Here is a 12,976-nt window from a genome sequence, read left to right on the forward strand (position 1 = left end):
ATATCGAATAAAAAAGGCAGGCATCCTGCTAATCTTCAGAATACCTGCCTGCTTCTCATTTTTAGTCCAGCCCACTGAACGGGCTCCGTAACTGCTTACTTCTTCTTGCCAGTCAGTTTCAGTTCGATCGGCTGCCCCGGTTCGACTTTCACCTGCAGCTCCGAATTGTCTTTGCTTGAGTATTTCGCGGGCAACGACTCTGTGGCCGGGGATTCAATCGGAGGGGTCTCGTCTCCTTCCGGTACGGGTGTACCATCGGGCATCAGACGATAACTGACGGCCACGCGATAAGTGCCCGCCGGTAAACCTTCACCGCCTCGATAATAAACCACCTCGAATTTGCCTCCCTCTTTGGATCGCCCCTGGCCCCCCACGCCGGGGGTGCTTTCAATAGGCATAAAGAACAGGTCTGCATTTTCCAGTGGTTCTTCATTGAGCAGAACCACCCCGGTGACGGGACCGAGTTCCGGCCCCTCAGGTTTACTACCGCAGCCGATACAGAAACTGCACATCAGCAACATGGCTCCCAGAGCCGTGCGCTTCCCTGGAATAAGTCTCATGAAGTACCTCACGCAAGAATGTTAAACTCAGGTTGTAACTCGGAACTAAGGAATTTCGACAACAAAACCGTCTGAAATGGTCCCCAGTCGTCTCAGCAGAGTGAGGTCTGTGTTTTCCGAAATGAAGCGGACCGATCCGTCGCCGAGACCAAAGTGAGCCCCGCCGGTATGCAGACTTCCCACCTGACCCCAGCTGTTGAGGTTTCCGGTATCGGGTCGCGTCCAGCCGGTCGGGATATCCCAGACGTTGATTCCGGGATCGATGTCCCCGCCTGTAGTCACCCAGCCACGCATCCCCCAGGCCGGAGGTTCGCCGTTGGCAACCGTTCGCGTCGTCTCACAGACCATCAGCGTGTTCGAGGTTCCATCTTTGACATCGCGAATCCGGCACCGGCTGTTCTCGCCGAACATCTTGCGGGCAGTAGGCGCCTGTGCCGACCAGTAGTTACAGGAGATCGTCTGATCGGCACTCAGTTCATAGTTGGTTTTGGCCGGCCCGGGCGCAACAGAGGTCCCATAAGGGGCCCCCGTTCCAAGGTGTGTCGACCCGGAATCGGAGGGGCAGAGAAAGACATCGAGCAGCACGGCCATCTCATCGGCATTGTCCGCCGGGTTTCCTGCCAGGGGACTGGATGCTCCACCATAGCTGCAACAGTACCCGGTATTCTGCGCGCTGTTGGCAGTATCCAGGTTGAGTCGGTTATACAGCGGAGCCTGATCCAGGTAAGGCAACAACAGACAGAGTCCGTTTTTGTTGTGGGTCGTACGTCCGGGATCAGGAGTTCCCAGGGTACACCAGCCATAGGTGATTCCGCCGGGGGGAAAGACACTGTGAGCATCGTGATAGTTGTGCAGGGCTAAGGCGACCTGCCTGAGCTTGTTTTTACAGCTGGCACGACGGGCTGCTTCGCGGGCCTGCTGGACGGCAGGCAGGAGCAGGGCGATCAGAATCGCAATGATGGCGATCACGACCAGTAGTTCAATTAATGTAAATCCGCGTCTCCGTTGAAGAGGACTGAAAGACATGACGCACTCCTAATAAAAAAACGATAAGAAATCATGAATTATTAAGATCCGGTCAGAGCCATCCAATCCGATATTCCCGGGAGAAAGATGGAATGGTCATCCGGAAGGCTTTATCGAATAGAAGTGAAAGATCATAAAAGATCGTAAGAGAGTAGTTAGAGCAACTTAATGTTCTTATATAATCGAGTATACATGCGACAGGCAGGTGCTCAAGAAGAATCGAGATTTGTTTAGGAGTTTTATAAAAAAAGAAATTACCCCCTTGTTAATCTCTTCCAGGGGGAGCAAATTCGCCTGCCCAGACAGACGCGGTTACCAGGATTTCAAGAGAGCGATGCCGGGGAATTGAGCGTTTCGCATAGCCCCCGATCAGGTTACCAGCAGACGAAAACCAGCAGCAGCGTCGAGGAAAGCCCGATCAACAGGAGAGAGGCACAGCCCGACTTCATCGGGATCTCATATTTCTGAATCAGAGCTTCAATAGCTTCCTTCGATTCTTTGAGCCCGGAACCAGTCAGTTCCCGGTACTCCTTAATGGCCTCGATTTTATTCCCCTGGCGGAGCGATTCGACAATCTGCTCCATGGCTTTGGTCTGGTCAGCGTCACCGGTGTTGGATTGAGAATTGTCTGCGGAAGTGTCGTCCATTGAGGTGCCTTTCATTAAAAAAGCGAGCCTGTTGTCTTCACATGGAAAACAACAGGCTCGCTTAAGCTGTTCCCACGCATTTCCGTTTTAGCATCGGAAATGCGACTGGTTCAAGTAATTTCTGCTGGAATCGTCAACCGGATCGCGCCCCTCTCCCACAACCCCGATCTAGGAAACGAGGCAATCGGACAGGCGGGGATTCCGCATCTGTCGCTCCGCCTGATAAGTGCAGGCTTTCGCCAGCAGGTTTTTCATCTCGGCCAATGAAACGTCCTGCAGATCGATATTCAGCTCCTGCAAACGATCGATGACTGCATTCGCCAGTTCCATACTGTTGGTTGCGGGGGATAAACCGTTCCACAACTCTTCCATGACCTGTTCTGACATGACCTTCTTCTCCTGTTTCATTTTTATATCACTTTTTGGTTGTCTCGTTTGCTTTCTCAGCGATGACTGGCTCATCAGTCACTGCCGGGCTGATCTCCTGCGGATAAGCCTGATAATTGGAAGAATCGCAAGGACTGTACCAAACCTGTCAAAAAACAGATTTGCGTCTGGATGTGAACGTAAATGCCTGCAAAGCCAGACTCTTGAGTTCACCAGTGGACTGGTAAGAATGACAACGCCTGTCGGGCCGCTCTAACGAGTGTCCTCGTTTTTGCGACATTCTTACATCAAGATGATAAGTCTTACGAAATAGCGGAATTCACCCGGATTTCGCTCAAGTCCCAGCACCTCTCTGACGCCGGTGACTGACACACTGTTAAGACAACACGAACGCCGTACAAGTTCGCTGGATTGTCTGACTGTGACAGCAGGCCGTCACTTTAATCTGAAAATCAGTGTTCTGCAGGCAGGGAAGGCTGGGGACCGCGGGAAGCCAGCTTCTGGTCCCACCACTGAATCGCGGTTTCGCGCTCGTCGACACTCTCATCCAGCAGCTGTTTCAGCAGTTTCTGCTGGGCAGAAGTCAGGCTCATTCCCCGCCGCTGCATCGAAGTCTCTGCCAGCTGCAGCATGCCGTTCAGATCGATCTGACCGTCGATCCGGCCCAGCCAGAACCGGGAAAATGAGGGAATGTGCTTCGGCAGCAGTTCTCCCGTGGGCAGGACCATCGACATGACGCCCACCGAGGTGCCGGTATTGAACAGGCTGTTGAGCCCGGTTTTGGTGTGGTCGCCGATAAAACATCCCACCTTCACGGCCCCGGTATCAACGGGATAGCCCGAGATGGGAACCTTGACATTGGAGTAATCGTTTTTGAGATCACTGTTGCTGGTCTGTGCTCCCAGGTTCACCCAGGGACAAATATAAGAGTGCCCCAGAAACCCGTCATGGTACTTGTTCGCATAGCCGTGAATGATCGACTCTTCAATTTCGCCTCCCAGTCGGCAGAACGGGCCGGCACTGGTTCCCGCTTTGAAATTCGCGCGGAACAGACGGGTTCCCCGACCGATGTAGGCAGGTCCCTCGATCCGGGTGAAGGCCTGAATCTGGGCCTCAGCTTCGACAACAATTGGTCCCTGGCGCGTGTCAAAGACGACAAAGGGATCGATCTCAGCCGACTCAGCAATCCGGACCAGATCCGGAGAACCAACGATCGTCAGGCTGCGGGTATCACCACCCGAGGCAAAGCTATCTGACACATATGCGAAATCTTCCAGCAACTGCTGACGATTCTGATTCACCAGATCCCAGGGATAGCGGAGTTCCGTTCCCTGTACCGCCACTGGTTTACGGGTTGCGGCGATCCGGTTAATTGCGTCATCCCAGGCTTCGGTCGTCAGCAGCACTGACTCTTCGGGATCCAGCAGCAGGTAGGCTACACAGTCGCCCTGCATCCCGACTGTCTCGGTAGAGGCACTGGCAAGCTGTTTCAGATCCTCATTAGAGGGCAGCCAGCGGCCATTAATCAGCAGGGTGGGTGCTTCGCTTAACCAGAGTGCATCATTGATGCGGGCATCCGCATGCGCTTCTGCATAGACTTCTGAGAGCACCGGACGGATCAGAACGCCCCATTCCGCAACGGGCAGGGTACGCAGCAGTCGCTCGCGGAGCGAACAGGTACCACACAGCAGTTCAAACACCGGTCGCATAAGCGAGACCGGTGAGAATTGCAGAGCAGAATGATCTTCAAAAATGGCAAGCCGCATTATCGGGCACTTCCCTGTGCGAAATCAGCTGAAAAGCAGGTGTGAAACATCAATTATTAACTCCAGATTGACCTCTCACCCCGTGCATTAATAACAGATATGCACGGGGGAGAAAAGGCAATTTACTACGAGAGAGAATTGATCTTCACGGACAGGGAAGGATCCGAAAAGAATATTAACTTTCTTAATATTTACATCTTACCGGACAGGCTTCCTGCCTGGCGGATTCAGCGAACTCCAGCTGAAAGCGGGCTCGAGTTTGACAGACGATAAATGGCCGACTGACATTCGGGCAGCTTGGTGTAATTATCTGAAATTCCCAGCACTGTTTCCGCTGCTCCCAGCAGTAACACGCCGGCAGACGACATCTGTCGGCTGATGCGGTCGAGAATGTCTTTCTTCGTCTCTGGCTTGAAGTAAATCAGGACGTTACGGCAGAAGACAATGTCGAACATGCCCAGGTGCTGAAAATCTTCCAGCAGGTTCAGGTGCTTCCACTGAATCCCGGCTCCCAGTTCCGGTTTGATCTGCCAGCCCTGTTCGCACTGATCAAAGTGCTTCATCAGCAGCTGCACAGGCAAACCACGCTGAACCTCAAACTGGGAATAAATCCCACCCCGGGCACGATCCAGTGCTTTGCTGCAGAGGTCGGTCGAGACGATCTGAATATTCCAGTTAGCCAGTTCCGGGAAGTGTTCTCGGATCAGCATCACGATGCTGTAAGGCTCCTGCCCGTGAGAGCAGGCGGAACACCAGATCCGCAGCCGCTGGGTTGTTTTCCGTTCGGCAATCAGGTTCGGTAAAATTGTATTCTTGAGTTCGTCAAAAGGACGTCTGTCACGGAAGAACGAAGACTCATTTGTCGTCATCGCTTCCATCACGTCTTTTTTGAGACTGGGATCGATACTCGATTTGAGTGCCAGCACGAGATCTTCGACCCCGTTCATACCATGTGACTGGGCCAGCGGAATCAGGCGGGCTTCCAGCAAGTACTCTTTGTTCTCGCCGAGAGACAGACCTGTTGTGTCCAGCAAAAAGCTGGTTATGAAATTATAATCTTCTGGAGACACGGGAACACCACTTTCTATAAAGAACAAAGTCGCGCCAGTTCAGAGGCAATATTTCTGAGTGGCAGCACCTGGTTGGCCAGTCCTGCCTTGGCGATAGCGCCAGGCATTCCCCAGACAACACTGCTTTGTTCATCTTGTGCGATAATATAACCTTGACGTTCACTGATCGATCGGGCTCCCTCGATACCGTCATCTCCCATCCCGGTCAACATCACCGCCAGCACAGAACTGCCATACCAGTTCGCTGCGGAGTTGTATAACGGATTGACTGAGGGACGGCAGAAATGCTCGGGCGCTTCCTGATTCAGTCGAATTACCATGCGATCATTCTGCTTGTCGACCACCATGTGATAATCACCTGGCGCGATGTAGATATGACCTCTTTCAATCAAAGCACCATCAACCGCTTCTGAAGTCGGTCGACCGGTATCCCGCTGGATATGTTCCGCCAGTGTTCGTGTAAACAAGGGTGGCATATGCTGGGCAATCAGAATCGGCAGCGAAAACTTCTCGGGCAGGGCGGACAATACTGTTTTTAAAGCATTGGGCCCTCCCGTGCTGGATCCGATGACCAGTACCATGGGAGTTTTTACAGGAGACGCGGTCGTACGCACCTGCAGTTGGGTCAGACTCTGAGAGTCGGTCTGCCTGTTTCGAACCAGTGCCTTGATTAAAGGCAATAGATCGTGAGCCATCTGGGCGATTGCCTCAGCCGCATTCGACGCGACCGGTTTGGCAACACATCCGGCGGCCCCCAGATCCAGCGCCTGCAGAGTAATTTCTGCTCCGGCACGGGTCAGAGAACTGGCCATGATCACCGGCAGGTCAGGATGGCTTTGTCTCAGCTGCTTCAGACAGCTGATCCCATCCATCACCGGCATTTCCACATCGAGCACAACGACATCCGCCTGGTGTGCATTTAACCAGGTTAACGCAGCCTGACCGTGCATTGCGGAACCGACAACACTGATCTGATCATCGAGATTAATTGCCTGCGTCATTAATCCACGAATCACAGCCGAGTCATCAACCAGAAGTACTTTGATTACCGGATGGCTCACAAAACACCTGTCTCTTCAAATTTGTCTCGAATGATGTCTTCAGTGAACGGCTTCATGATGTACTCGTTGGCACCAGCCTGCATGGCCTGTACGATACGGGGCATATCATTTTCCGTAGTGCACATCACAACGATGGGCTGCTTCTGACGATCTTCCGCACGCAGTGCGGTCAGAAACTCCATCCCATCCATGATCGGCATGTTCCAGTCCAGTAAAATCGCATCCAGTTCCGGATTCGCACGCGCGACTTCCAGAGCCTGCTTACCATCTTCCGCTTCCAGAACTTCCAGGCCAAACGCCCCCATCATGCGGCGACCAACCAGTCGCACTGCACGGGAATCGTCTACAAGTAATACCGTTTTCATTATCACCGGTCTCCCAGTATGTAAGTTATCGTTTAATCAAATGCCGACCCGCAAAACTGGTGAATCTGTTACAATCGCACCCCGCGGACAGGCGGTCGTTTCTTTTCTCATTCGAAGTCTAGGACACGATTTTGTACCGGAGTCCAGCAAAGTCCAAAATCCTTAAATTTCAGCAGCTTTGAGTGTTTTGCCTGAACCTCAGTCTCGTTGTTAAAACAAAAAAACCGTCAGATCTGGCATTTGTAAATATACATGAGCTCAGACTGACGGTTGATTTGATTGACCTGCAGTGTCTGCCCGTCAGGGCCGACCTGCTTAGATGGAACGCATCCGCTTCAGGAAGTTGGCAGCAGCGTCGTCCAGTTTGACCGATTCCTGAGTCAGCCCCTGAGCAGCGGCCAGCATGTCGTTTGCTGCCGTACCACTCTCGCTGGCTGCCTGGGAAACACCCGAAATGTTGTTGGTCACTTCGGCAGTTCCGCGAGCCGCTTCCGCGACGTTACGGGAAATCTCATTCGTAGCAGCGGTCTGTTCTTCAACGGCACTCGCAATTGTTGTGGAAATTTCGTTGATCTTACGAATGCTTTCCCCAATCGAACCGATGGCCGAAACCGCAATGTTCGTCGATCCCTGGATCGCAGAAATCTTCTCGCTGATTTCTTCCGTAGCACGAGCAGTCTGGCGAGCCAGTTCTTTCACTTCGTTCGCTACCACAGCAAACCCTTTACCAGCTTCACCGGCCCGGGCAGCTTCTATGGTCGCATTCAGTGCCAGCAGGTTAGTCTGCTGAGCAATCGAAGTAATCACTTTCACGACCTGACCAATTTCACTGCTGGCATCACCCAGTTCTTTGATGGTCTCATTCGTACGATCTGCTTCACCCACAGCCTGCGATGTCATGTGCGACTGTTCCTGCACGTGACGGGCAATCTCGCTGATCGAAGCACTCAACTCTTCAGCAGCTGAAGAGACGGTCTCCACGTTGCGGGTTGCCTCTTCACTGGCCGCAGCCACAACCTGCGACTGACGAGCCGTTTCATCAGCCATGTCAGACAGGCTCTTCGAGCTGGCCTGCATTTCTGTAGCAGACGAGGTAACTACACTTACGATGCCCTGAATTTCGCTTTCGAAATCATCAGCCAGCTTGACCTGATCAGTAATCAGAGACCAGCTGACCATCGGGCCGATGTAATTGCCTTCCTTGTCGGTGATTGCTGTTGCCAGCAGGTCCAGAGTTTCGTCGCCCACCTTGATTTTTGCCCGGTGAGGCATGTTGGACGGATCAGCCAGCATCCGCCGCTGCATCTCCGGATTCTTATGGAAAATGTCGATGCTCTGACCAACCAGCTGATCAACGGGCTTGGGCAGCAGATGCTCGATGGCTTTCAACTGTTTGTAAGAAGCAGGGTTCATGTAGACCAGTTCGAAATCGCGGTTCGCCAGCAGCACATTGATCGGAATGTTGTCCATCATGTTCTGCACACGCACCATCTCGGCTTCGGCCAGCTTCTTCTCGGTGATATCGGACGCATATTTGACGACCTTCACCAGTTTCCCACTCTTGTTTTTGATGGGATTATAAGAGGCGGAAATCCAGATCTCTTTTCCACCTTTACCGATGCGCTTGTACTCAGCAACCTGGTTAATCCCGGCATTCAGTTTTTCCCAGAATTCCTGATATTCAGGACTGTTCTGAAACTCGCTGTCTACGAACATCCGGTGATGTTTACCCTGAATTTCTTCAAGTGTGTAACCGACAGTTTTACAGAAATTGTCGTTGGCCTTGATGATCGTGCCATCCATCTTGAATTCAATCACAGCCTGGGCATCGCTGATTGCGCCCAGCTGACCGGACAGGTCGCAGTTCTCTTCTTCCTGCTGGATAGTCTCGGTGACGTCCTTCCAGGTCATGACAGTTCCAACGCCCGCACCAGACTCACCACTGGCAGCAGAGAGACTGATTTCCAGGTAACGTTGTCCCACAGGAGCGGTGATCGTTTTCTCTCCCACCAGACCGGTAATTGCGGTCTGCAGTTCAGGAATGCGGGCAGCCAGCTGATTGATGCTGCCACCGACAACCTGTTGTGCTGTCAGTCCCAGTTCGCCGCTGAATTGATTCAGCAGTTCCTGTCCCTTGCGGTTGATGTAGGTCAACTCGCCTTGAGCACTGACAAACAGGGTGGCCTGTGGACTGAATTCCACAATGCCGTAAAACTGATCAAGATTCTGCGACCGTTCAGTAGCCGCGCTCTGTCCCGTATTCTGTACTGAATCAATCGACATTTCACTCTTCTCCTTAGGATGGTTGATCTGCTCTTCAGATCGAATAGACTGTTCGGTTTGTGTTTGGTTTAAAGTCTCTGAAGTCAGGTCAGGGTCCACGTCAGACGCTTCCGCTTCAAAGTCGGCTCCCATTGAGCCCCCGGCAGCCGTTGATTGAAGTTGCTTTGCGCGACTTGAGTCTTTGGCTCCTTCAATCATCAGGTTTGCTACCGCTGTCAGTGCCTGATCCCAGGCGTCTTCCAGTTCATCACTCCAGTGTTCGCCGGCAAACTCAGCCAGCACACTCAACAGCGTTTGTGTGACAGGTGGGTAATCGTCTTCCTGGACACCCATTTCGTCATGTTCTTTTCCCAGTTGATGCAGGACCCGGGTCAGAGCAGTGGGATTTTCCAGTGACTTCATCACCAGCACCAGTGCCTGAATCAGTTTGCCCCGCTGCTCGGAAAAGTCGGTATGCGTAAAATAGCGCAGAAGATCGGGATAATCTTCGAATAACTTCTCATAGAACCGTTCTGCCAGCTGGTCGGCCCGGGGTGCCACCAGCTCGAACGATTCTCGAAGTGCAGTCACATTTAAATCCACGATTTGGCCCTTTTAAAATGCGCCGAAAACAGAACGAAACTCAGTCAAAATTCAGGATCGTTTCGACATCCAGGATGACGAACAGTCCCTCGTCCAGCTGAAACACTCCAATCGTGACCGAGCGCCAGTGTGGATCCAAAGTCCGGGGTACCGGTTCCATCGAACGTCCGGAAACGTTGATCACGTCTCCCACTTCGTCGACCAGCAGACTGAAAGACTCGCCTCCCAGCCGCGTCACGACATTCATTGATTCTTCGTTGTCCAGGTCAGGCAGTCCCAGTCGTTTCCGCAGGCTGACCGCCGTCACAATCTGTCCCCGCAGGTTGAGCAACCCTTTAATTTCCGGGCGGGCCAGGGGAGTCGGCGAAATCACCTGCTCCGTCAGGACTTCCTGCACCATATTCACAGGAATTCCCAGCAGCTGACCATCCACGCGGAACGAGACATACTGACTCGAATAATCTAACTGCGACTCCATGCCGCTGGTTGAATCAGTCGCTGTAAGGCTCATGCATTGACTCCTGCACTATGTTTCGTCCGGGCAAAGTGCTCATCCAGACAGGAAATGAGTTCGTGAGAATTGAATTTGACCAGGAACTGATCAAAGCCGGCCTCGGTGGCCCGCGCCTGATCTGCACTGCTGTTGGAAGAGGTCATGGCCAGCACGCAGGTCTCCTGCGTGTTCGACTGTTCTTTCACCCATTCGCAGAATTCGAAGCCATCCATCATCGGCAGATCGAGATCGGTAACAATCGCCTGGAAATTCGCATTGCGTTCCAGAATCTCTACCGCTGCCACGCAGCTGTCACAGGTTGCCACAGAGTAGCCTGCGGTCTCCAAAGCAGTCGCGACCAGCTGACGGAAGAACATCGAATCATCAACCACCAGCACCCGGAAGGATTTCTTATCTTCCACTTTGGCAAACCAGTTGGGGGTGGAACGCATCACATAATATTGAGTATCAATCACATCGATCGCATTCTTACCGATGATTGCCGTCCCCAGTACACCCGGCCGATCAGACTGCATGCGGATCACGAGCTGCTCATCGATGATGTCTTTAATCTCGCTGACCATCAGGCCCATCGATCGGCTGTTCTCCGAGAACACGACCACAGGCTGAGGATCTATGGATTCTCCACCACCATACCCGGCACCTTCCACCGAAAGTAACGGCAGCAGGTTGTCTCGATATTGGACAACTTTCCGGCCGCCATTCAGTTCAATGCTGTCCAGCGGGAATTCTTCCAGTCGGGCGACCAGCGAAAGCGGGACGGCCATGGTTTCATTGTCGCCGATACCGAACAGCAGCATGCTGATCGTTTCCCGTCCGGCACCAGAGTTATTTTCTTCAGCCACTGCCTGGGAGTGCGAAGAACTGCCACCGCACTGGTTGAAGATTCCCCCGACATCGAGAATCATCACAACCCGCCCGTCACCAAGGATCGTTGTCCCCTGATACAGGCCAATGTTTTTCAGCAGGCGTCCCACCGGTTTGACCACGATCTCTTCCGTGTCGAAGATCCGCGATACAATCAGCCCGAACTGGTCTTCGCCAACCTGGACAACCACGATGTTTGTATCGTGCAAATCGTCATCATCTTCAAGTGCCACTTCTTCCAGTTGCAGAACTTCATTCAGATGGACCAGCGGCAGCAGTCGATCCCGCAGACGGAAGACTTTCTTGTCATGAATTGTTTCAATTTTCGTACGGTCTTCAGCGGAGAGACGTACCAGTTCGACAACACCCAACTGAGGAATCGCGAATGGCTGACCGCCACTCTCGAGTACCAGGGCCGAGACAATCGCGAGCGTCAACGGAATCTTGATCCGGACAGTCGTACCTTTGCCCATCTTCGAATTCAGGTCGACGGTCCCGCCGATTTTTTCAATCTGGGTCCGTACTACATCCATACCCACGCCGCGACCGGAAATGGAACTGACCTGTTCTGCCGTCGAAAAGCCAGGCTGGAAAATCATGGAGAAGACGTGGCTGTCCGTCATTGTGTCGGCATCGGCTTCGTTGATCAGCCCCTGTGAAATTGCCTTTTTCAGAACCCGTTCACGGCTGATGCCGGCTCCGTCGTCCTGAATCTCAATAATCACATGACCGCCTTCGTGATAGGCATTCAGATGAATGGTCCCCGATTCCGGCTTTCCGTTGGCCTTACGGATCTCGGGAGCTTCAATGCCATGGTCAGCCGAGTTGCGGACCATATGCGTCAATGGGTCTTTGATGGCATCCAGCACCGTGCGGTCGAGTTCGGTTTCCGCACCGGTCATTACCAGTTCGATATGTTTATGTGTCACCTGAGACAGGTCACGCACCAGGCGGGGCAGCTTATTCCAGGCATTTCCGATAGGCTGCATTCGGGTCTTCATCACCCCTTCCTGCAAATCGGTTGTCACCCGGTTCAAATGGGTGATCGGCGCTGCATACTTCGATTCCTCATCTCCCCGTGCCAGCTGCAGCAGCTGATTTCGTGTCAGCACCAGTTCCCCGACCAGGTTCATCAGACTGTCGACAACGTTCACATTCACGCGAATCGAAAGATCGGCAACGCTGACCTTAGATGATTTAGCCCCATCATCGGCAGCATCCGCCACGACTTCGGGAGAAGCTGGTGTCGGTTCTGGTGCTCTGACCTCTTGCGCGGGAGCTTCAGCCACTGGTTGAGATTCGATGGTTGCTGATTCTGCAGGGGAGGGTGCCGCAACTACTGCAGGAGCACTGATCTCTGCCGGCTCTGTAGTGGCCACTGTTTCCGGGGCAGCGGCAGGTTCTGCTACGGGGGCCGTAGCCAGATTTGCCAGGTCATCCAGCATGCCGGTCAGAGTTGAATGATCGGTCTTGGGCTCTTCTCCAGTCGCTTCCAGCCCCTGCAACAGCTCTTTAATACTGTCGACGGCTTCCAGCACCAGAGAAATCGCTCCGGGAGAAACTTCCATCATCCGCTCGCGCATCTTACCCAGCACATTTTCAGCTGAATGCGCGACCGCTCCCAGATTCGTCAGTCCCAGAAAACCACAGGTTCCCTTAATCGTATGAATCGTCCGAAAGATGCTGGCGATCAGCTCAGCATTCTGAGGATCCTTTTCCAACTCAACGATTTCAGAGTCGAGTTGACCTAAGTTTTCCCAGCTTTCTGCCAAAAACTCCTGCAGAATATCGTCCATCAGCCCGTCCTGGTGATTAGGGAACATATTATATAGTAAATTTGAGACCTGG

The 12,976-nt window shown here is 52.9% G+C and carries 11 protein-coding genes; all 11 read right to left on the reverse strand.

Going from position 1 to position 12,976, the window contains the following annotated elements; all coding sequences use genetic code 11:
- Nucleotides 1-95 precede the first annotated feature (95 nt).
- A complete protein-coding gene (locus tag F1728_RS01845; RefSeq protein WP_155362655.1) occupies nucleotides 96-560 on the reverse strand; it encodes a hypothetical protein in 465 nt (154 codons plus the stop codon).
- Between the two features lie 45 nt (nucleotides 561-605).
- Complete coding sequence (locus tag F1728_RS01850) at nucleotides 606-1,586, reverse strand: DUF1559 family PulG-like putative transporter (protein ID WP_155362656.1); 981 nt, start codon at nucleotides 1,584-1,586, stop codon at nucleotides 606-608.
- Between the two features lie 374 nt (nucleotides 1,587-1,960).
- A complete protein-coding gene (locus F1728_RS01855; RefSeq protein WP_228030463.1) occupies nucleotides 1,961-2,233 on the reverse strand; it encodes a ribosomal protein L7/L12 in 273 nt (90 codons plus the stop codon).
- 168 nt (nucleotides 2,234-2,401) lie between these two features.
- Nucleotides 2,402-2,620, reverse strand: coding sequence for a hypothetical protein (locus tag F1728_RS01860; protein ID WP_145440348.1), 219 nt, complete (start codon nucleotides 2,618-2,620; stop codon nucleotides 2,402-2,404).
- A 452-nt stretch (nucleotides 2,621-3,072) separates the two neighbouring features.
- Entirely contained in the window at nucleotides 3,073-4,386 is a 1,314-nt protein-coding gene (locus F1728_RS01865; RefSeq protein ID WP_194242640.1) for a putative sugar nucleotidyl transferase, read from the reverse strand.
- Nucleotides 4,387-4,613: 227 nt separating this feature from the next.
- Nucleotides 4,614-5,456: a CheR family methyltransferase gene (locus tag F1728_RS01870; protein WP_228030464.1), complete on the reverse strand. Its 843-nt coding sequence runs from the start codon at nucleotides 5,454-5,456 to the stop codon at nucleotides 4,614-4,616.
- Between the two features lie 14 nt (nucleotides 5,457-5,470).
- Nucleotides 5,471-6,517, reverse strand: coding sequence for a protein-glutamate methylesterase/protein-glutamine glutaminase (locus F1728_RS01875; RefSeq protein WP_155362660.1), 1,047 nt, complete (start codon nucleotides 6,515-6,517; stop codon nucleotides 5,471-5,473).
- The gene (locus F1728_RS01880; protein WP_145040302.1) at nucleotides 6,514-6,882 is read right to left on the reverse strand and encodes a response regulator; all 369 of its coding nucleotides are present in this window, start codon (nucleotides 6,880-6,882) and stop codon (nucleotides 6,514-6,516) included. The genes F1728_RS01875 and F1728_RS01880 overlap by 4 nt, the downstream gene beginning before the upstream one ends.
- 315 nt (nucleotides 6,883-7,197) lie before the next feature.
- Nucleotides 7,198-9,735 (reverse strand): methyl-accepting chemotaxis protein, encoded by a 2,538-nt coding sequence (locus tag F1728_RS01885; protein ID WP_155362661.1) that lies wholly within the window; start codon nucleotides 9,733-9,735, stop codon nucleotides 7,198-7,200.
- 52 nt (nucleotides 9,736-9,787) lie between these two features.
- Nucleotides 9,788-10,258: a chemotaxis protein CheW gene (locus tag F1728_RS01890; protein WP_145040298.1), complete on the reverse strand. Its 471-nt coding sequence runs from the start codon at nucleotides 10,256-10,258 to the stop codon at nucleotides 9,788-9,790.
- Nucleotides 10,255-12,924, reverse strand: coding sequence for a hybrid sensor histidine kinase/response regulator (locus F1728_RS01895; RefSeq protein ID WP_155362662.1), 2,670 nt, complete (start codon nucleotides 12,922-12,924; stop codon nucleotides 10,255-10,257). The genes F1728_RS01890 and F1728_RS01895 overlap by 4 nt, the downstream gene beginning before the upstream one ends.
- Between the last annotated feature and the right edge of the window lie 52 nt (nucleotides 12,925-12,976).

This window comes from Gimesia benthica, from assembly GCF_009720525.1.
GTDB lineage: Bacteria > Planctomycetota > Planctomycetia > Planctomycetales > Planctomycetaceae > Gimesia > Gimesia benthica.